At 44.4% G+C, this 20,575-nt stretch carries 15 protein-coding genes; 10 read left to right on the forward strand and 5 right to left on the reverse strand.

The features are described 5' to 3' along the window. Window positions 1–1,220: 1,220 nt before the first annotated feature. From PZB74_RS04245 to PZB74_RS04255, 3 genes are all read right to left on the reverse strand, one after another. A complete protein-coding gene (locus PZB74_RS04245; RefSeq protein WP_302241056.1) occupies window positions 1,221–1,919 on the reverse strand; it encodes a DNA-binding domain-containing protein in 699 nt (232 codons plus the stop codon). A 374-nt stretch (window positions 1,920–2,293) separates the two neighbouring features. Next, on the reverse strand, window positions 2,294–3,565 hold the full coding sequence (locus PZB74_RS04250; protein ID WP_302241057.1) for a M14 family metallopeptidase: 1,272 nt from the start codon (window positions 3,563–3,565) through the stop codon (window positions 2,294–2,296). A 298-nt stretch (window positions 3,566–3,863) separates the two neighbouring features. Next, window positions 3,864–7,121, reverse strand: coding sequence for a PAS domain S-box protein (locus PZB74_RS04255; RefSeq protein WP_302241059.1), 3,258 nt, complete (start codon window positions 7,119–7,121; stop codon window positions 3,864–3,866). 224 nt (window positions 7,122–7,345) lie between these two features. Here PZB74_RS04255 and PZB74_RS04260 point away from each other — a divergent pair, with 224 nt between their 5' ends. Beyond that, window positions 7,346–8,233, forward strand: coding sequence for a metallophosphoesterase (locus PZB74_RS04260; RefSeq protein WP_302241060.1), 888 nt, complete (start codon window positions 7,346–7,348; stop codon window positions 8,231–8,233). 15 nt (window positions 8,234–8,248) lie between these two features. On the opposite strand, the gene PZB74_RS04265 is transcribed toward PZB74_RS04260, so the two are convergent. Continuing rightward, entirely contained in the window at window positions 8,249–8,836 is a 588-nt protein-coding gene (locus PZB74_RS04265) for a RidA family protein (RefSeq protein WP_302241062.1), read from the reverse strand. 56 nt (window positions 8,837–8,892) lie between these two features. On the opposite strand from PZB74_RS04265, the gene PZB74_RS04270 reads away from it, so the two are divergent. The 7 genes from PZB74_RS04270 to PZB74_RS04300 all read left to right on the forward strand — a co-directional run bounded on the left by PZB74_RS04270 (window position 8,893) and on the right by PZB74_RS04300 (window position 16,243). Continuing rightward, complete coding sequence (locus tag PZB74_RS04270) at window positions 8,893–9,834, forward strand: exonuclease domain-containing protein (RefSeq protein ID WP_302241064.1); 942 nt, start codon at window positions 8,893–8,895, stop codon at window positions 9,832–9,834. After that, window positions 9,812–10,345, forward strand: coding sequence for a hypothetical protein (locus PZB74_RS04275; protein ID WP_302241066.1), 534 nt, complete (start codon window positions 9,812–9,814; stop codon window positions 10,343–10,345). Before PZB74_RS04270 ends, PZB74_RS04275 begins: the two co-directional genes overlap by 23 nt. A 44-nt stretch (window positions 10,346–10,389) precedes the next feature. Continuing rightward, the gene (gene gatB, locus PZB74_RS04280) at window positions 10,390–11,844 is read left to right on the forward strand and encodes an Asp-tRNA(Asn)/Glu-tRNA(Gln) amidotransferase subunit GatB (protein ID WP_302241068.1); all 1,455 of its coding nucleotides are present in this window, start codon (window positions 10,390–10,392) and stop codon (window positions 11,842–11,844) included. A 28-nt stretch (window positions 11,845–11,872) separates the two neighbouring features. After that, window positions 11,873–13,015: a TlpA disulfide reductase family protein gene (locus tag PZB74_RS04285; protein ID WP_302241070.1), complete on the forward strand. Its 1,143-nt coding sequence runs from the start codon at window positions 11,873–11,875 to the stop codon at window positions 13,013–13,015. Between the two features lie 247 nt (window positions 13,016–13,262). Continuing rightward, window positions 13,263–13,640 carry a response regulator gene (locus PZB74_RS04290; RefSeq protein ID WP_302241071.1) on the forward strand — a complete coding sequence of 126 codons (378 nt, stop codon included), beginning with the start codon at window positions 13,263–13,265 and terminating at the stop codon, window positions 13,638–13,640. A 453-nt stretch (window positions 13,641–14,093) separates the two neighbouring features. Continuing rightward, window positions 14,094–15,188 carry a glycosyltransferase family 4 protein gene (locus PZB74_RS04295; RefSeq protein WP_302241073.1) on the forward strand — a complete coding sequence of 365 codons (1,095 nt, stop codon included), beginning with the start codon at window positions 14,094–14,096 and terminating at the stop codon, window positions 15,186–15,188. Then, window positions 15,170–16,243: a glycosyltransferase gene (locus PZB74_RS04300; protein WP_302241075.1), complete on the forward strand. Its 1,074-nt coding sequence runs from the start codon at window positions 15,170–15,172 to the stop codon at window positions 16,241–16,243. The genes PZB74_RS04295 and PZB74_RS04300 overlap by 19 nt, the downstream gene beginning before the upstream one ends. Before the next feature lie 7 nt (window positions 16,244–16,250). On the opposite strand, the gene PZB74_RS04305 is transcribed toward PZB74_RS04300, so the two are convergent. Next, window positions 16,251–17,000 carry a glycosyltransferase family 2 protein gene (locus tag PZB74_RS04305; RefSeq protein WP_302241077.1) on the reverse strand — a complete coding sequence of 250 codons (750 nt, stop codon included), beginning with the start codon at window positions 16,998–17,000 and terminating at the stop codon, window positions 16,251–16,253. Window positions 17,001–17,162: 162 nt separating this feature from the next. On the opposite strand from PZB74_RS04305, the gene PZB74_RS04310 reads away from it, so the two are divergent. Together PZB74_RS04310 and PZB74_RS04315 are read left to right on the forward strand one after the other, a co-directional pair. Next, window positions 17,163–18,665, forward strand: coding sequence for an MFS transporter (locus tag PZB74_RS04310; RefSeq protein ID WP_302241078.1), 1,503 nt, complete (start codon window positions 17,163–17,165; stop codon window positions 18,663–18,665). 103 nt (window positions 18,666–18,768) lie between these two features. Beyond that, window positions 18,769–20,238, forward strand: coding sequence for an MFS transporter (locus PZB74_RS04315; RefSeq protein WP_302241080.1), 1,470 nt, complete (start codon window positions 18,769–18,771; stop codon window positions 20,236–20,238). Window positions 20,239–20,575: the final 337 nt, after the last annotated feature.

The following is a 20,575-nucleotide window of genomic DNA, read 5'->3' on the forward strand; positions in this document are numbered from 1 at the left end:
ATAAAAACTGTATTATTCTAACATTTGTCTATCGGGAGGCTTACTTTACAATCATATTCTCAATAAAGTAAGCTTTTTATTACAATACCTAAGCTAACACTTAAACTTGAATCAAACAATGGGATAAATTTTCTATTTTTTTGACTACTTCTTACATCTACCTATAGGGAGTTAGGTATTTTCCTGTACCCATAAATAAAATATAGTAAATTTATATTTTACATTTACAATAGTTTATCAATCCTATATTTATCTTAAATACTATATCTAATAGCTATTAAACACCACTTTTAATTACTAATATATAATATTATTATTTACCAAATAGTCAATTTGTTTATACAATACTTCATTTAAAGCCTATTAAATGTCTACTCCAAAAAAAATATTAAAATATGCAAATTGATAAGTTTGCACTAAGTATTTATAGGTAGCCCTACCCTGTTTTTATGCTAAGAATTTACCAGTCTGTACTTTTATTACAGGCGTAACTTAAAAATCAGGTTTGTAAATATAAGACTGTATTTAGCACTACTCTACGCTATGGTAATTGTACTCTAGTTTGAAATGATAACACTAAGCAGTACTTTTTAGGGCTGTGCCGCATGCACATCTATATTCAGTACATTTTGAGGAGGCTATAGGAAAAACCCTAGCAGGTAATAAGGATAATTACGTATTGTTTTGAGTAACACTAACTTTTCGCCTATAGGCCGGGCTTCAATATCAGCTATTATCTAAGTTACAGCCTGCCCTAAGTTAGGGTACGGTAAAATCTAAGTTAGAGTAAGGCTCAACCTAAGTTAGGGTACGGCAGGGTCTAAGTTAGGGTAAGGCCCAACCTAAGTTAGGGTACGGCAGGGTCTAGGTTAGAGTAAGGCCCAACCTAAGTTAGGGTACGGCAGGGTCTAGGTTAGAGTAAGGCTCAACCTAAGTTAGGGTACGGCAGGGTCTAGGTTAGAGTAAGGCTCAACCTAAGTTAGGGTACGTCAAGGTCTAAGTTAGGCTTAAGCCAGCCTTAAGTAAGCAGACAAGCCCCCAGGGGTATGTAGCAGGAAAATCAGAAGGCAAAAGATAAGGTAAGAGAAGAATCAGCTTCGGGAAAGCAAGCAGAAGTCCGGTAAAATTAAGCAAAAAAATAGCCCTCAAGCTTAGGGCAAAGGGCATAAAAAAAGCCCCGGCCGGGGCCGGGGCAATCCAAAAAAGAGAATGTAAAGCGCTTAGCTGATGTTGAGCAGCGTGCGCAGTATGCCTTTCCTTAAGTTAGCTCCACCCATAGTAGAGCGTAATTCCAGTTGATAGTCGCCTACAGGCAGCCCATCAGGAATGATAAAAGTAATGGTTTTGGGCATATTGTCCAGAATAAAATCTGCCTTGGTTTCTGTACCTGAACCCACATGTGTCAGGAATATGCCCTGCTGAGGATCGTTAGCGTCAAACTTAAGCTTGCTGCCAAAGACACGGCCCGGCTGACCGGAAGTCAGCATCTTGTCTTTAATATTGCTGTCCATATCCAGAAAAGTGTGCACTATAGGAGTACTGACTTTAGCGTCTACCCTTTCTACACTTACCTCCTGAGAAATCTTGCTCAGGCGGGTTCCGGCACTTACTTTAATCTTGATCTTATGCTTCTGGCTGTCAAAGGCTTCCAGATTGTCTTCAAATACCCCACTGATTACCGGACTGATCTTAAACAAAGGTGTAGTAATGCTTTCTCCTCTTTTGAGCAGAAACTCCATCGCTAAAAATAATTCCTCTATCACAGAGGTGGTTTCTCCTTTGGATATGCCTACTGAGCGGTGCATCATCATCTCAATGATATCCTCCATGTTATTGCTGTTGCCACTCAGGGTTACTGCCCGAAAATCGTTAGGATCGGACGTCAGGGTGTTATCCACCAGGTAATACTTCAAACTCATCGTCATTCTATTTTTAATGTAACATACCCAAAGATGCGGTAATACAAGCTTAAAAACCCCTGAAATACACAATAGCAATTACCTAGTAAAAACAAACTATTCAACTGAACAATTTTAGTATTATTTTTCACTTTTTCACTAAAACTTAAAATAGTTAAGTATTAAACCAAGCTGATTCTCATAAATAACACTCTATTGACTGCTCGTAATTTACTGCATGACTCCATTTTGCACCTACAAAAGTTTAGACAAAACGCTTAAGTATTTCACTGCAACAATCTTAAGTACTCACTGAATATTACATAATTACCCCCTACACATCTTATATAACACCCTAATACCCACTCATTTATACTATTTACAAACACCCTTTTTCAGTCGGCTTCCAGAAGCAGGCGCATAAGTTGCTGCGCGGCTACTTCGCCTTTTTGCTGTATAAAAGGTCGTGGGGTATTGTCCCCTACCTCATAAACCAGGCTTTCTGCGCCATACTCAAAATACATAAAGTTCTTGGAGACGCCTGCCGCACTGATGTTACCCTTGGCGTTTACGCTATAGTCGGGCAGCTCATTCTCCAGGCTGCTTAGCCATTCGGCGATCAGGCCGGGGGCATTGGTATTTACGGTAGAGTCCAGCGTATAGTAGATATCGTCCCAGGTGGAGTGAAAGTCTATTCCGAAATACAGCTGGCTGTCATCAGCCTTCAACCTCTGGTCCAGCAGGGCTTTCACCGCCCGGGTTTCAGGATGGTGGCGCTGGCTCCAGTCGCGGTTGAGGTCTACTCCACCGGCATTGTGCCTCCAGTGGCCCATATCTACCCCGTCAGGATTCATTAAAGGAATCGCCAGCAGGGTGTACTGCTTCCTGAACTTACGTGCCAGGCGGCTGTCGCCACAGATGGTCTCGATAAAGGATTTCATGGCCAGAAACCCGCTTACCTCGGGAGGGTGTTGCCTGCTGATGGCCAGCACCACCTTATTCTGCTTTTTGGCTTCTCCTATGGTCATCACCTCCATAGGTTTACCCATACGGCTCTCGCCAAACACTTCGGAACGCACAAAGTCCAGTTGGCTCAGGCTATCTACCCAGGCATGTACCCGGGGGCTGTTCCATAACTCCTGTCCGGCCAGCCAAAGGGTATCCGGCCCTACTTCTACCTTAATTCGGACATATTCTGGCAGTGAGCCTACGCCAAAGTCAGCATCCCCCTGCCTAAAGGGCTGGTAGTGGGCAGAATCCAGCGCCGACCAATGGACTCCATCTTTGCTTAACTTGGGATAGTAGCGATGCCTGGCCCCTTCATAAGTCAGCTTGATGTACAGCTCCCGGGGCTGCTCGGCCCAGAGTTTGAAAGCATACCAGGGGCTGGGATTGATAGGTGAGTTTTCTGCGGTAATCCAGGCGATGAGGGTATCTTCACGCTGCAACATTCCATTGAGGCGGGCTCCGGGAAACTCATTGCTTACGGATACCCCCAGATCAGTAAAGTGGTAGGTAGTACGATGCTGTAGCTGTACCGGGCGAGGGGTAGTCGGCACCGCCTCTACTTCACCCTGCCCCTGGAACTTCTTCTGAGGTGCGGGCTCCTGGGCAAAAGCAGGGCTGAGGCCCCATAGAAAAGTAAGGCTTAGTAAAAAATGTTTCATGGTATCGTATGTATGTTAGCTCTTTTATGACAGACATAAATACTCAAAATAGCGACTTATGCAAATTCTCCCGCCGACTTACTGATGCTAAAGTTGTAGAAAAGAAGCAGTTACAAAAGATGAGCTCCCCTTTTATCTAAAGCTCAAAAGCTGTATGCTGAAGAGGCCCGGCCGGGCAGTCAGGAGCCAGCCCCTGCCCTAAGGGTAGCAGCCCTCCCCTCTTATTCTCTGGTATAAGCAAAAAAAAGGCCGCCTTCCAGAGTAGGAAGACGACCTGAGTTGTGGATGTGGATTAATTTTAAGTGCGGACGCTGGCTTTATCCAGATGCCTGACAATCTTCTGGTACAGCTCTTTGGGGTTAAATGGCTTGGTTACGAAGTCGTTCATCCCCACTTTATATACCTTTTCCTGTATCTCCAGCATGGCAGAGGCCGTCAGGGCGATGATCGGCAGGTCAGGGTATTTCTCCCGGATTGCCAGCGTGGCATTATAGCCATCCATTACCGGCATCTGTAAGTCCATCAGTACAAGGTCGTAGACATCAGCACTAGTGACCATATCTACCGCCTCTTGTCCGTTGCCGGCATGTTCAAAGTCCAGCTGCCATTTGTTGAGGAACTGTCGGGCAACAATCACATTCATATTGTTGTCTTCTACCAGCAGTACTTTAAAACCTTTCAGGCTTTTGTAGCCTTCTGCCCCTTTGATAAAGACTGACTTATCTTCCAGGTTCTGCTCACTTTTAAGAAAGCTTAGCTTAAAGTGGAAGCGTGAACCCTCTCCGGGCTTACTTTCCAGCTCTATGGCACTGCCCTGTAGCTCCAGCAGCTTTTTGGTGATGGCAAGGCCCAGCCCGGTGCCCCCATAGTTACGGGTAGTATCAGAACTCGCCTGAGAAAAACTATCAAAGATATGGCTCTGCTTATCTTCCGGAATACCAATACCGGTATCCAGCACTTCAAAGTAAAGCTCTACCTCTTTATCGGTCTGGGAGAGCAGCTTCACCTGTGCCTTTACACTACCTTCAGGAGTAAACTTGATGGCATTGCTCACCAGGTTGTTCATGATCTGCGACAAACGGGTAGGGTCGCCTACCAGCGTGCCGGGCACATCTACCGCCTGGCTTACCTCCAGGCTGATACCTTTTTCTTCTGCCTTTACCGATAGTGACTTTTGTATACCAGTCAGTAACTGTTTGATGCTGAAATCTGCTTTTTCAAATTCTATCTTACCTGCTTCTATCTTACTAAAATCCAGGATATCGTTGATAAGTGCCAGTAGGTTTTCTCCTGAGAAGCGCAGCGCCTGTAGGTTTTCTACCTGCTCCGGCTTGGGGTCGTCCTGTAACAGCAGGTGCGAAATACCAATGACCGCATTCAAAGGAGTACGGATCTCATGGCTCATGGTAGAGAGGAACTGTGCCTTGGCCAGCGATGCCTGCTCGGCCTGCTTCTTGGCCTGTATAATCTCCAGCTCTTTTCTTCTTCTTTCTATCGTAGAGCCAACCCAACGCGCAAAGAGGCATACAAACTCACGCTCTTCTTCTGAGAAGTCCTGCGCCCGCGGGGAAATATCCATAAAGTTTACGATGCCGTATACCTTATCCTCCACGCGGATGGGAACACCTATATAGCTTTCCATCTTAATCTCTGCATGAGCGGGATGGTTAGCATATTCGGACTCGCTCAAATGGCGGATGGAGACAATGTCATTTTCACGATAGGCGATGCTACAGTAACCGTGGCTCAGTGGCGAAACCCTGTTTCTGAGGTCAGGCAGCCCAATGGCGGTCCTTACCGAATGCTCTACGAAGCACTGCCCATCTTCTATGCGGCTGATAAGTCCGAGAGGCATACCCAAAAAGGCAGACACTTCTACCAGGGACTTGTCTATCTGCTCTTCAAACTCCAGGTTGCCGCGAGAGGCAATCAGGTTCAGGGCTTTCATGCCCTTCTGAAAGCGTTTCTGCCGCAGCTCTGCCTTTTTAGACTTACTAATATCCTGAAAGATTCCTTTTACCTTGTACGCTTTGCGGCTGCGCGTAAGGGGTTTGCCTACGGTACGCACCCAAAGGCGCTCGTAGCTGTTGCCAATATACATTTCCAGCTCCACATCAAAGCTAACGCCTTCGGCTATAGTTTTGCGCAGGTAGCGCTGAAACAGCTGCTTGGAGCGCTTGGTCAGGAAGTTTAGTCCATGATTAATGCTGGGGCAGAAGTCCTGCGATACGTTGATGAGCTTCTTAAACTGAGGAGACAGGCTAAGCTTACCGCTTTTTACGTCTAGCTCCCAGCTGCCAATACGGGCCAGCTCCTGAGCTTCTTCCAGCTCTTCTTTTACTTTGAGGAGAGCCTCCTCTGTTCTTTTGCGGTCGCTTACATTCTGGCTCACCAGCAATCCACCTTCAATCTCGCCCTCCTCATCACGTAGAGGTACGGTGCGGTGGTTGTAATGCTCTCCCTCATGCAGTATATCGGAGTGCACGTATTCTCCTTTGAGCGTTGCTTCATAGATAGGCTTTAGGTAGGCCAGCATATTACCTTCCAGGGCTTCATGCAGGGTTTTACCTTCAAACCTTTCGGGGCTCAGCCCATGCTTTTGCATGCTGGTACCGTCGGCTACGATATAGCGCAGCTCATTGTCGAAAAGAAAAACATCGGTCTCCGGTATGTTGGCTGCCAGCCTGCGATAGTTGCGCTCGCTGATCTCCAGCTTCTCCTGTGCATGTCGCTGTGCTGTAATATCGCGCGATACGGTCTGGAAGGCGATCACCTGGTTATCCTGTATGATGGGCGTCATCACCGTTTGCAGCCACACATAGTGCCCGTCTTTCCGGCGCAGGCGGTATTCCATCCATTTTTTGCACTTCCCTTTAATGGTATGGTTAAAGTGCGCATCCTCAATGTTCTGTATATCATCAGGATGGCTCATGGTATAGGGGTTGATGCCGATTAGCTCTTCCGGCTCAAAACCCAGTATTGTCCTTACCGAGGGAGAAACGTAGGTGAAGGTAGCATCCGGCTGGTGCATGGCTATCAGATCCTGAGCATGATCGGTAATCAGCTTGTACTTTTCTTTTTCTTTACGCAGAGCTTCTTCTGCCTCACGTATATCTGTAACATCCAGGCTAGTGCCGAACAGCCCAATTTTACGGCCGTCTTCGTCAGCCCAGGGCTTTACGTTTATCTTGATATAGCGGAGCTCCTGATCAGGCGTAAAGAGGCGCAGCTCAAACGTAGCTTTTTCATCCAGGCTACCCGACTCCAGCGTTTCCTTAACCAGCTTTCTGTCTTTAGGGTGCAGCATGGCATAATATTCTTCTACTGAGGGTGAGCCTTCTTCAGGTTTTCTTCCGCACTGACGGTATACCTCCTCGGACCAGCTCAGGCATCTGCTGCCCATCTCCATCGTCCACCAGCCTATGCCGGCAAACTCCTGCGCTTCTTTCAGCTGCGATTCCAGGCAGTGGATTTTGTTATCCTGCATATTGCGAACTGCTTCCAGCTCTTGTTCCAGTTGGCGAACCCTTTCTTTTGTTTCCTGCAATGTATTCATACGAAGCTAACTCTAGTATAAATACAAATTTAGACTTTGTGTGTATGCCGTTCCTTTTAGATTACTAGTAAAATCTAGCGATGTAACATTTGCATATCATAAAACTTAATACTCATTAGCAGGGGGAAGATTACTTATTAATTTGCCTGTGCAATTGACCACTATATTCTTTAGGCTTGCTATAACATAATTGGTAGGTAGCGAGTATTATCCATAAAAAGAACTTGTACGATATAATAGGAGACATACACGGACGCGCAGCCTTATTGCAGCAGATGCTGGAGAAGCTAGCCTACACTAAGCATAGTGGTGTTTATCAGCATACCGAAAGGAAAGCTATCTTTTTAGGAGACTTTATTAACAAAGGTCCTCATACCAAAGAAGTGCTACAGATTGTACGCCCGATGGTGGAGCAGGGATATGCCTATGCGGTAGTGGGAAATCATGAGCTAAACCTCATCGGCTACTTTCAAAAACATGATGAGGGCGAATACATCAGGCCGCACACCGAAAAGAATACGGATCAGCATGTGCCTACTTTCCAGTCTTTTACCGGAGAGCAGCCCCTGCTCCATCACTATATTGACTGGATGAAAACCCTGCCTCTCTATCTGGAAATAGACGGCATCCGTCTGGCTCATGCTTACTGGCATCAGGAGAGCATTGACTTTCTACAACAAAACTATGAAAGGGTAAGTCTGCACGACGCATTATTGCGAAACATGACACCTGGCAGCCCCACTGCCAAGGCCGTAGATGAATTGCTTGTTGGGCTTAAGCTAAAACTGCCAACAGCCGGTGGCGACATTCCTTTTAAAACGAAGTGGTGGCATGTAGGCCTTAGCCATGCATACCAGAGCCTGGCTATACGCCCCGATACTTCATTGGGAAACCCACATATATCATACGGGCGGGAGGAGGTAAATACGTATACCTACCCTAAGGAAGCTCCGCCATTCTTCTTCGGACACTACAACCTACCTGGCAAGCCTCGGCTCTTAGCTGACAACTATAGCTGTCTGGATTATAATCTGGAGGAGCAGCCCCTGCTGGTAGGCTACCGCTGGCAGGGTGAGCAGCGCCTGCAAGAAGCGCACTTACTATACTGCTAAATTATTTTGGCGTGTTTACTCTTCTACTTCTACGATCATCTCTATCTCTACCGCAATATTAGAAGGCAGGGAGCCCATACCTACTGCCGCGCGGGCATGCTTACCTTTTTCACCAAACACCTCTACAATAAAATCGGAGAAGCCATTCATTACTTTTGGCTGATCTGTAAAGTCGCTGGTGCCGTTTACCATACCATGCACCTTTACTATTCTGCTTACCTTGTTCAGGTCACCGATTTCTGCTTTAAGAGCAGAGAGCAAAGTAATACCCGTGTAGCGAGCGGCCTGCTGCCCTTCTTCTATGCTCAGGTCCTGACCCAGTTTACCTGTTATATACTTACCCTCGGGGGTCATGGGGCCATGGCCGGCTAAAAAAACCAGCTTACCCGTTTGTACTGCTCTTACGAAATTTGCTTCGGGCTGGGGCAGTTCATAAAGCTCAACGCCCATATCTTTCAGCTTCTGTTCAATATCTTCAGACTGGCTGAATCCTGCTTCTTTTACCTCAGGAGACTGTGAGGGCTGGCATGCGGCCAATATCAGAAAGGCTAATAAAAAACTGAGTTGATGAATTTTTAGCATAGGAATGAGGTTAGTTTGCATAAATATAGAAAACTTTGTTATAATCGTTACCTATTAAAACTAGAGTATACTGACCCATGGATTTTGTGGCATTGGATTTTGAGACAGCCAACCACCAGCGAGAGAGTGTTTGTGAAATTGGTATTGCTATCGTAGAAGGCGGTAGTGTACAGGAGCAAAAGTCGTGGCTGGTGAAGCCTCGCAACAACTGGTTTAACAGTATGAATACCCGTATCCATGGTATAGATGCGGCAAAAGTGGCTATGGAGCCTGAGTTTGATGAGATATGGCAGCAGGTGGGCCATTATTTTGATGGGGCAAATGTTGTAGCACATAATGCCAGTTTTGATCTTAGCGTGCTGCGTCATGTGCTTAGCCAATACGATATTCCTTTTCCTGATCTTAACTATGCCTGTAGTTTGCAGGTGGCCAGACGGGCCTGGCGAGGCTTTCACTCCTACGGGCTTAGCGCCCTTTCCGAGCGGTTTGGTATTTCTCTAAACCACCACGCTGCCGGCTCTGATGCTGAAGCCAGTGCCCATATTATGCTGAAGGCGTTCTCCGATCATGGCTTATCAAAGTTTGAAGATATTGAGGAGGCTTTTGGCCTGCGGGTAGGAAAGCTTTATGCTCACGGTTATATCCCTTCCGGCCGTATCCGTCCACAAAAAAAGAAAAAGCCCAACTTACAAAGCATGACGCTGGACTTGTCCAAAGTCAGTAAGTCGCACCCCCTCTATGGCAAGTCAGTGGTTTTTACCGGCTCACTCAAAAGTATGTCGAGGGCAGAGGCGCAAAAATGTGTGATAGAAGCCGGTGGACACTCTACCAATTTTGTAGATGACCGTACCAACTACCTGGTGCTGAGCGAACGCATCTTTTTAAATATAGAAAACGGGGTAAGTAATAATAAAGTCAAACAGGCCAGAAGTCTTTCTTCGCAGGGTACTCAGGTCTGCCTTATTTCTGAAAACGAGTTCTTAAATCTGCTGAGCTATGAAGTATCAGGAGAAGCTTAAGCTTTGCTCTGGGTGGCGAGCCCTTACCATACTCGGCGGCCTTGCTCTTATTAGTACGCTACTGATCTATGCCAGCCAGGCCTGGCAGCTTAATCCGGCAAGGAAGCTAGAAGGCTCTGACCTTGAACCAGCTTTGCTGGTGCTTGCTTTTACACTGCTACTGGCTTTTTTATTATTATACCTGGCCCGCTTACATATTCAGATAGATGAACAGGGTATACAGTACCGCTACTCTCCTTTTCATTTTAGAACGCAGCAGCTAAAATGGTCAGAGATACAGCAGGTATATAGCAGAAAATACAGTGCCTGGCGTGAGTTTGGAGGCTGGGGCATACGCTTTAATTTTAAAGGAAACAAAGCCTATAATGTAATGGAAGACAAGGGGCAGGCATGGGAGGTGGTAAAACTAAATGGAAAGAAAATTCTGTTCAGTACCCGTAAGCCTCAGGAAGTCAGCCAGTTTCTTGAACAGCTTTCTGCCAAAGGAGGCCCTCTACCATTGCATAACTGACAGAAAAAAACGTAAGTTTGCAAAAAAAGCTACATTAGCGTATCATGTTGGATAAAAGTACCCGAGCAAAATATACGGTGGTTGTAGGACTGGAAGTACACGCCCAGCTACAGACCAAAAGCAAAATTTTTTCATCAGATGTTAACCAGTACGGAGCCTCTCCAAACACCAATATCAGTGCCATTACGCTTGGGCACCCCGGTACGCTGCCTCGTATTAACAAAGAAGTAATTGAGTACGCCATTCGCATGGGCCTTGCCTGCGGCTCTGAGATTACCCGCTACAACATATTTGACCGTAAAAATTATTTCTACCCAGACCTGCCTAAAGGCTACCAGATTATGCAGGACAAAACTCCTATCTGCATGGGGGGCGGCGTGCATATACGTGTAGAGGACGAAGAAAAAACCATACAGCTTCACCATATACACCTGGAAGAAGATGCCGGCAAGTCTATGCACCTGGACCACGAAACCGAAACACTGGTAGACTTTAACCGTGCAGGTGTACCTTTGATAGAGATTGTGACCAACCCTGACATACGTAGCTCTGAGGAAGCCGCAGCAATGCTTACCGAAATACGCAAGCTGGTACGCTATCTGGATATCTGCGATGGTAATATGGAGGAAGGCTCTATGCGCTGCGACGCCAATGTGTCGGTTATGCTGAACGAGGCTAGCGAGTATGGCAAAAAGGTAGAAGTAAAGAACATGAACTCTATCCGAAATGTGCAGCGTGCTATAGACTATGAGGTGGAGCGTCAGATTATGCTGCTGGAAGAAGGGCAGAGTATCGCTTCGGAAACACGTCTCTTCAATGCTGACAATGGCAAAACATATGGTATGCGTACCAAAGAAGAGCTCAACGACTACCGCTATTTTCCCGAACCGGACCTGAGCCCTTTGGTAGTGTCAGAAGAGTGGCTGGCAAAAATTAAAGCGGGTATGCCTGCCTTGCCACACGAACTCTGGAAAAAATTCGTTGATTTGTATGGTCTGCCAGCTTATGATGCCGAAGTGCTTACCGAGACCAGGGCAATGGCCACTTATTTTGAGGAGGTCTGCCAGCATACTAAGAATTACAAGGCAGCGTCTAACTGGATGATGGGCCCAGTCAAGTCTTACCTCAACGATAGCTCTGTCAGCATAGAGAAGATGCCGCTAAGTCCGAGCCGATTGGCTGCACTTACTGAGCTGGTAGCTGCTGATAAAGTAAGCTTTGCGATAGCTTCACAGAAGGTTTTTCCTCGCATGCTGGAGGAGCAAGATAAAACCCCTGCCCAGTTGGCAGAAGAAATGAACCTGATCCATGAAAGTGGCTCCGATCAGATACAACCCCTGGTAGAAGAGGTTCTGGCTGCATTCCCTCAGAAAGTGGAGCAGTACCGTAAAGGTAAAAAAGGCTTACTGGGCATGTTTATGGGTGAAGTTATGAAAAGAAGTGGTGGTAAGGCCAACCCTAAAGTAGCTAATGAACTACTTCGAAAAGAATTAGATTGATCTAACAGACATTGAATCTAAACAACTTATGAGATTTTTAAAATATTGTAGTATTACAGTCTTAAGTGTATCTCTGTTTTCGGCTTGCTCGACCGGCAAATCATCCGATGAGGCTACTCCTATAGAGAAAAACGGACATGTGCAGATTAAGGGTAGCATCAAGCACCCCTCCGATAAGGGTTTTGTAGTACTGGAGAAAATAGGGCAGGATAATATTGATGTAGTAGATACTTTGATGGTATCTAGCGACAGTACTTTCCGCTACAGCCTGGAAAACAAAACGCCCGGCTTTTATCGCCTCAACTTATACGACAAGCAATACGTCAACCTGATACTGGATAAAGAGGATGTAAGTATAGAAGCGGATGGCAACCGTCCGGATGGGTTTGTTAAGGTTAGTGGTTCTACAGATACCGACTACTTTTACGAAGTCAACGAACTGATGCGTGAATTTCAGCAGAAAGTAAACGAGCTCAATGCAGATTTTATGAAGGCACGTGCCGATGAAGATATGGAAGCTATGGAGTCTGTAGACAGTCGCTACCAAAGCCTGGAGAAAGAGAACGCGGATAAGCTGAAGGCCAAAATTGACGAGATGGGGACTTCTATTGCCGCTTTCTATGCCGTTAACTTTCTGGATGCTGAAAAGCAGTTTGCCTACCTAAGCGAACTGGCAGAAAGATTTAAGAAGAACCTACCAGACTCACGTTATACGCAGCAGTTTGTAGAGCAGGTGGAAGAGCTAAGTAAGCTGGCTATAGGACAACAAGCTCCTGACATTGCACTACCCAACCCTAAAGGTGATACGGTAAAACTCTCTTCGCTAAGAGGTAATTATGTAATGATTGACTTCTGGGCAGCCTGGTGTAAACCCTGCCGTATGGAAAACCCCAATGTTGTGCGTCTCTACAAAAAGTACAAAGATCAAGGCTTTGAGATTTACGGCGTTTCGCTGGACAGAACTAAGCAGGACTGGGTAGAAGCCATTAAAGATGATCAATTAGGATGGACTCACGTGTCTGACTTAAAGTATTTTGACTCAGAAGCTGCCGCCTTATATAATATTAATGCAATCCCGGCTACTATTCTCCTAGACAAAGAGGGTAACATTATTGCTAAAAACCTGAGAGGCAAATCTTTAGAAAAAAAGCTAGAAGAAATCTTCGGTTAGGCAAAAGCATCATATTCTTACATATCAATATCCTGGCCCTTAGGGTCTGGTTTTTTTTGAACAAAAATACCCCTGTATACTTTACATTACGTTATAACTATACTATTATTAATTCCTGAGTATTGATAGCAAAACCCTACGATACCACTAAAACATTACATACACAGCCTTTTCCAAATCTACTTAACATGAGAAATAGACCTTTCTTCGTTTGTATTGGTATGATATTTCTCCCTATTTTTTCACTATGAAAGTACTCATGATTGACGACAACGAGCTGGACTTGCTGATTAGTCGCAAGCTCATATCTAAACAGGTAAGCCAACTTGAGTTTACTGAGTTTACCAGTGCCGCACAGGCACTTACTTATCTGGAAGAGCAGCAGGAAAATGAATTTGATATTATCCTGCTAGACCTGAATATGCCTGAAATGAACGGTTGGGACTTTCTGGAAGAATATCAAAAACTGAGCGTACATAAGTCTAATGTGTATATTCTGACATCATCACTGGATACCAGAGACAAATTGCGCTCCAAAGAGTATGAAGTTGTTAAAGGCTATTTTGACAAGCCTCTGAAAAATAATTATATCGCAGAAATTATAGACTCTCATCAGATTCATTAAGTGTAGGATCATCATCCCACCGTCATAAGTAAAGCTCAGACTCAAATACAATTCCGAAGAAGGCAAACTATAAAATGTTAAGGCTATCAAAATAATTCGGCACCCTTTTTTCTCTATTCATTTTGACTTACCATAATTCTGAAAAACAATTCAGAACATTACTCTCCTCCTTTTACTCCTTTTCTTATTAATTTTTAATGTTCCTGTTTTGTAGGCTAATAGTATTACCCATCTGAAAGCAAAAAGCAGGGGTATTTTTAGTACAGCATTCGCCGCACTTAGCAGCCATACTTTCTTCTCACTTATCTTTTTTCTGTAATAGTTACTACCTGTAAAATCGCGTATCAATCACTATTATTTTCCTATTTTTTCAAAAAGTATAAACAAAAGCCTATCTAAAAATGATCATATTCTCAGAACAACATTTTTTTTAATCTTAGTATTTTTTGAAAGATGAAGATCGGTATAATATCACACTTAAAATATCCCATAAAAGAACCTTTTGCGGGTGGGCTGGAAATGCATACTTATGCACTAGCTAATGGATTGATTCAAAGAGGGCATGATGTAAAGCTTTTTGCTCCTTCTGATTCGGACGTAAGCCTTAATATAGACCCAATGCACCTCAGTGCACTGGACTGTGAGTCGTTCAGAAATCATGAACCTAACCCAGACTACTTCAGTCAGCAGTTTGTGCAGGAACACCATGCGTATATGAACCTTATGCTCAGGCTGGCTAATGAAGATTTTGATGTTATACATAATAACTCACTGAACTATGTGCCTCTTTCTATGGCCCATACCATACGCACCCCTATGATTACCACACTGCACACACCTCCTTTTTCGTGGCTGCAGAGTGCAGTATTATGCGAGCAGATGCACAAAAAAGTAAGATATACCACTGTATCTAAACAAAATGCCACATCATGGGAGCCCTATTTATCAGTAGAGGAGATTATTTACAATGGTATTGATTTAAACAAATGGCGATATAGCCCCAGAGCAGAAGAGGGTTTGGCCGTATGGTTTGGTAGAATTACTCCTGAAAAGGGCACACATCTGGCTATTCATGCTGCCCACGAGGCAGGTATGCGTATTTATCTTGCCGGACCAGTCTTTGATCAGGATTACTACGCAGAGCAGGTAAGCCCTTACCTTAATGATGATGACCGTTACCTCGGCCACCTCTCTCACCAAGAGCTTACTGAGGTAATAGGTATAGGTAGCGTCTTTTTGTGTACACCCTGCTGGGAAGAACCCTACGGATTAGTAGTAGCGGAGTCATTAGCATGTGGTACACCTGTGGCAGCATTTCGCAGAGGGGCTCTGCCGGAAATCTTAAATGAAGATACCGGAAGGCTAGCTACACCTAACAGTATAGACGCACTGGCACAAGCCGCGAAAGAAGCGCAGAGCTTAAGCAGAGAAAATTGCAGACGGCATGCCGAAAACATCTGCTCACTGGATAGAATGGTAGACCAGTATGTATCTCTGTACGATAGCATACTTAACCCCATGGAGATTGTATGTCCGACTGCCGTATAGGTTTTTATGTGCATCATCACGGACAGGGCCATGCCAACCGTACGCGTGAGATTGCTCGTCAACTAGAAGCAGAAGTCTACCTTTTTGGGTCAGATTTATCACTATTTTCTGCTCCACAGGATGAGCGATTTGTAAAGGTACACCTCCCTTCGGATGTAGATGAACGCAAAGCCGTGAAGGAAGACTGGCCTGAAGCTCTACATTATGCTCCTTTAGGTATCAAAGGCATAAGAGAAAGAACGCACTTGCTTACCCGGTATTTTGACCAGTTTAATATTGATTTGCTGGTGGTAGACGTATCTGTAGAGATTGCCATGCTAGCTCGTTTATGTGGTGTACCTACGATTTATATGCGCCAACATGGCTACCGAACAGATGCCGCACATTGTATGGCTTTTGAAAGTGCCAGCTCACTACTGGCACCTTATCCGGCAGACTGGGATGAGCCTGATATGCCGGCCTGGGTAAGGCAAAAAACATTTTATGCAGGTGGCTTCAGCCGCTTTAGTACTCATTCTCTTACGAAGGATGAAGCCCGTACCCAGTTGGAGATGGAAGAAGCAAAACCCTATGCGGTACTGATGAGTGGTTTTGGTGGCTCAGGAGACTGGTATAAAAAACTAAAACAAACTGCAGAAGAAAACAGCGAGTGGCAATGGTGGGTACTAGGACCAGTGCCTGCCAGTGCGTCGGCTCCTTCAAACTTGAAATTCTGGGGTATACAGAACGATCCCTATCCTTTTTTGAGAGGGGCAGATGTAGTCATTGCTGCTGCTGGTAACAACACCGTTATGGAAGTAGCTCAGTTGCAGGCACATTATATCTGTTTGGCAGAAGAACGCCCATTTCAGGAGCAGCACAGTAAAGCCAAAATATTGCAGCAAAAAAATGCTGCTCTGGTGTTGGATGCCTGGCCAGAGGCAGAGCAGTGGCCTTACTATTTAAAGCGAGTTATGGAGACTGATACAGAGGCTCTTGGGCAAATTATAAATGAAGGAGCTGCTCAAAAAGCAGCTCAGCATATTTTGGAGCAAGCACTAAGCCTGAAGGTATAAATAGCTGCTAAAAACCTGCAGGAGCTTCGTGGTAGGCGGCTTTTACTTCTTCATCAGATGGATGGCGGATAATTTCAATGGTGCTACTTTTTTTGTTCCAGCTGATTAGTTTTAGTTCGGCAAAAGCCTGGAGCCAGGCATCCATAGGCCATATGTTCCACTTTTCGTAAAACCTCCGGGCATTAACAATGATGTCTTTAAAGTGCTGAAGTGGCGGACGATATACGGGGTGGTGCTGATGATAAGCTCTGGCCTGCCCCAAAACGAAAGGGATGTCAAGCTTACGAGCCATAAAAGCAAAGTCGGTATCTTCTGCTCCATACCCCTGATATTGTGTATCAAAGCCATTTATCTGTGCAAAGAGATGTTTGCTTATACTAAAATTAAGAGACCAGAAGAGTTCATACGCCTGCTCTATTCTCCATAAACGGGAAATTTTAGGACGTCTGGGATGTGCTACAGCAACCTCTCTAAGCATGCTCATGTTCCATGTACCATGTGTAAAGGCCGGAGGCAGATACATAATTTCTCCCATAACCAAAGCCTCAGTTTGCTGTTGAATGGAGAGGTAATTTGATATCAGATCAGGCGCTGAAATACAATCTACGTCCAAAAATACCAGCAAGTCGTGTGATGCGTGAGCGGCTCCCATATTACGAGCGGCAGCCAGAGGAATCTTAGTAGCTTCTGATTTAATATGGAACTGCTTTAGCGGTATAGAAGTAGGTGGCAGATCATAAAACTCTGATTCATTCATGTATATAATGATTAACTCTGAGGGAAAAACATTTGATTGATTAAGCCCTAAAACGAGGTTATACAAATGCTTTTTTCGGCTATGAACCAGGGTAACTAAACTGATAGATTTCATATAAGATTAAAAAGTGTTACGGAATAATAGATAGGTAATTTAAGCTAAATGTTTTCACTTTCTACAAAAACTACATTAACTGCTCAGGAGCAAGAAAAAGGTCTTAAATGGGTACTTAGGGATGGTGTTGCTTCTCAGGCCATGCTAACTTTAACCGGAGGAGCTTTCTTGGTAGCTTACGCCTTAAAACTGGGCGCATCCAACGCACAGATTGGTTTTCTGGCTGCCATTCCTACGCTCTCAAATATTTTTCAGCTGCTATCTATTCGCCTGGTAGAGCGCTATACCAATCGCCGGAAGACTATTGTATACTCACTTTTGGTAGGTCGCTTCGCTTTTTTTATTATGGCTGTAATCCCATTTTTAAATGTGGGTTATCCGGTGGTTCTGCTTATTACTGCTGCTGCATTACTACAAAGCCTGGCAGCAATATCTGCCGGGTGCTGGTCGTCATGGATGCGCGACCTGATCCCTTCTGACCAGACTGGTACATTTTTTTCAAAGCGCATGCGTGTTTCGCAAGCTGTAGGGGTAGGTCTTAGCCTGCTAATAGCACTGGCACTGGATTATATTAAAGCATTCTACCCCGAGCAGGAAGTTGCTTCTTATGCCCTACTCTTTCTTTTAGGAGGCTTAGTAGGTTATGCGGGTATATTTTTCCTTGCCCAAACTCCTGAACCTCAGGCGAGCATAGCCCACATTCGCTTTAAAGATATGTTAAAACTCCCGTTTCAACACCGTCCGTTCAGAAACCTGATTTGGTACAATGGGTTATGGAATTTCTCTACTAATCTGGCCGCTCCTTTCTTCACCGTATACTTACTTCAAAGGTTAAATTATAGCGTATCTATCGTAATTGTGCTTACTGTTATTAGCCAAATCACTACTATCGTAAGCCTGAGGCTATGGGGCAAATACGCTGACCAGTATAGTTTTAAGGTAATTCTGGGTATTTGCGCACCTCTTTACCTTTTTGGGGTTTTAGGATGGACTTTCACTACTTTACCTCAAAAACATTTGTTTACTTTTCCTCTACTCATTTTGCTTCATTTGCTAATGGGCTTCGCGAGTGGAGGTACCGGACTTGCTGCCAGTGGAATAGGACTTAAACTGGCCCCTAAAGAGCAGTCCGTCGTATACTTATCTGTTATCAGTATGACGAATGCTGTCACTGCGGGTGTAGCTCCTATTATAGGCGGACTACTCGCAGATTTTTTTGTATCTCAGGAACTGTCTCTGGTACTAAGCTGGAAAGGAACTACACGCAATACAGTTATACAGGCGCTTAACTTACAGGCACTGGACTTCTTTTTTGTATTTGCTTTCTTCTTCGGACTGCTGGCGCTCTATCGTTTGGGATTTATTCAGGAAGAAGGAGATGTAGAGGAAAAGGTATTATTGCAGGAAATACGCTATGAATTACAAAAAGAAATGAAAAACTTATCTACCATCACCGGTGCGCGTGCCATGATTAAACTGCCTGCAACTCTGTTTCAGTCTCTTAGCAGCAGATATGCTGAGCACAAAACAAGAAGAGAAAAATCATCTTAAACATTTGCGTTAAAATATTACATCTGTACTTCATGCTTAGGCATTGGTAAAGTAAAATATTGATTTGGTGGCCTATTGGCAGGGATAAAAAAAACTATATCCCATGCATAAGCCAGAGACTACATTAAACGAGAAAGATACTGAAAAGGGCCTGAATTTAGTGCTGCGAGAGGGCATGGCCACACAGAGCATGATTATCCTTACCAGCGGCACATTTCTAATTGCATTTGCATTGGCTCTGGGAGCCACGCCTCTCCAGATAGGAATTATAAGCGCCATACCTCTTTATTCTAATGTACTCCAAATACTATCTATAGAACTGGTATCGCGCTGGAAGAGCCGTAAAAAAGTAGTTGTAATTGGTACTTTTATCGGGCGTAGTGCGTACGCAGGTATTGCTCTTCTTCCTTTTATGCCTGGAGAAGACTATCGCCTGTATGTGATGATGATGGCTTTGGCGGTTCAGCATGGTATGGGAGCTATTTCAAACGGAAGCTGGAGTTCGTGGATGCGCGACTTAATACCTGGCAAAACACGTGGTCGTTTTCTCTCTTACCGCCTTTTTTGTACTCAAATACTGTCTGTGCTTCTAAGTATTGGAGTAGCTATTATGCTGGATTTTATTGAGCAGTACTATCCCGGGCAAGACCTGTATGTATATGCTTCCCTATTTATGATTGGTTCCCTGGCAGGTGTAATGGGCTCCCTTTTACTATACAAAACGCCGGAGCCTATACAGACTGATGCCAAAGAACCTTTGGTTTCATTATTATCTCTGCCGTTTAAACACAAAAATTTCAGAAAACTTATGGCTTACATGGCTTCCTGGAATTTTGCAGTAAACATGGCAGTTCCTTTTCTTACAGTATACCTACTACAGACCCTGGGCCTATCTATGACCTATGTAATAGGGCTGACCACTTTAAGTCAGCTAGGCAACATTATTTTCTTCAGGTTCTGGGGTTATTATTCTGACAGATACAGTAACAAAACGATCTTAAAACTGAGTGCTCCTTTGTATATTCTGGCTTTAGCGGCTACTGTATTCTGTACTCTGCCAAACACACATGCCTTTACTTTACCATTGTTGATTACTTTATACCTTATCGCAGGAATCGCTACAGCAGGTACTGGTTTAGCTTCCAGTAGTATTGGCATGGCACTCGCTCCAAGAAAGCATTCTGTAGCTTATCTTTCGGTGCTTAGCCTTACGAATGCGCTTGCTGCTGGTACTGCACCTATTCTTGCAGGCTTACTTGCTGAATATACAACCCATTGGGACTGGACTTTGACAACAAATTTATCATTAGGCTCTGTTACGGTACTAAGTCTTCGTCACCTGGATTTTCTTTTTGTACTGACTCTGCTTCTTGGTCTACATGCCATGTACAGGCTTAAGCAAATACACGAAGATGGTGACGTAAAAACTATAGTATTGATAAGAGAGATTGTCCTGAAAGTGAGAAGGCTGTATAGCGGAATGATTGGGAAGCCAATTATTATTCGTGTTCCTATGGCTCTATATTATACTCTGGCTTTCAGTAGAAAGAAAAGTAAAAGTAAAATTGGTTAATAAGTAATACTTTTAGGCCACCTATAATATAAAAGGTGGCTTTTTATGCTTTTAAGTCTGCTGAATAGCTCAGCATTCTCTCTGTTCTACCTTGCTAGCAAGCCCTGACACAACAGGTACAAAATTATCTCTACCGCCAATCAAACACTGCTCTTTATTAGATACTCTCATAGGTAGAAGGTTAAATTTACAGTGAGTATTCTGCAAAAAGAACTGTACCCTATTGGTCAACTCTAATTATTTGTACTTCTTCTAACTACAGGGATAATAATACCTTCCATAAAAAAAGGAGCAGCACCTCATGGTACAGCTCCTCCTCAAGTTGATTGCTGAAATA

It is taken from the genome of Porifericola rhodea, assembly GCF_030506305.1.
GTDB lineage: Bacteria > Bacteroidota > Bacteroidia > Cytophagales > Cyclobacteriaceae > Catalinimonas > Catalinimonas rhodea.

What these genes read in the sequence shown, in the direction of transcription:
- PZB74_RS04285 (WP_302241070.1), top strand. Translation starts at nt 11,873, where the DNA reads ATGAGATTTTTAAAATATTGTAGTATTACAGTCTTAAGTGTATCTCTG.
- PZB74_RS04270 (WP_302241064.1), top strand. Translation starts at nt 8,893, where the DNA reads ATGGATTTTGTGGCATTGGATTTTGAGACAGCCAACCACCAGCGAGAG.
- PZB74_RS04305 (WP_302241077.1), bottom strand. Translation starts at nt 17,000, where the DNA reads ATGAATGAATCAGAGTTTTATGATCTGCCACCTACTTCTATACCGCTA.
- PZB74_RS04265 (WP_302241062.1), bottom strand. Translation starts at nt 8,836, where the DNA reads ATGCAAACTAACCTCATTCCTATGCTAAAAATTCATCAACTCAGTTTT.
- PZB74_RS04255 (WP_302241059.1), bottom strand. Translation starts at nt 7,121, where the DNA reads ATGAATACATTGCAGGAAACAAAAGAAAGGGTTCGCCAACTGGAACAA.
- PZB74_RS04250 (WP_302241057.1), bottom strand. Translation starts at nt 3,565, where the DNA reads ATGAAACATTTTTTACTAAGCCTTACTTTTCTATGGGGCCTCAGCCCT.
- gatB (WP_302241068.1), top strand. Translation starts at nt 10,390, where the DNA reads ATGTTGGATAAAAGTACCCGAGCAAAATATACGGTGGTTGTAGGACTG.
- PZB74_RS04315 (WP_302241080.1), top strand. Translation starts at nt 18,769, where the DNA reads ATGCATAAGCCAGAGACTACATTAAACGAGAAAGATACTGAAAAGGGC.
- PZB74_RS04245 (WP_302241056.1), bottom strand. Translation starts at nt 1,919, where the DNA reads ATGAGTTTGAAGTATTACCTGGTGGATAACACCCTGACGTCCGATCCT.
- PZB74_RS04310 (WP_302241078.1), top strand. Translation starts at nt 17,163, where the DNA reads ATGTTTTCACTTTCTACAAAAACTACATTAACTGCTCAGGAGCAAGAA.
- PZB74_RS04290 (WP_302241071.1), top strand. Translation starts at nt 13,263, where the DNA reads ATGAAAGTACTCATGATTGACGACAACGAGCTGGACTTGCTGATTAGT.
- PZB74_RS04275 (WP_302241066.1), top strand. Translation starts at nt 9,812, where the DNA reads ATGAAGTATCAGGAGAAGCTTAAGCTTTGCTCTGGGTGGCGAGCCCTT.
- PZB74_RS04295 (WP_302241073.1), top strand. Translation starts at nt 14,094, where the DNA reads ATGAAGATCGGTATAATATCACACTTAAAATATCCCATAAAAGAACCT.
- PZB74_RS04300 (WP_302241075.1), top strand. Translation starts at nt 15,170, where the DNA reads ATGTCCGACTGCCGTATAGGTTTTTATGTGCATCATCACGGACAGGGC.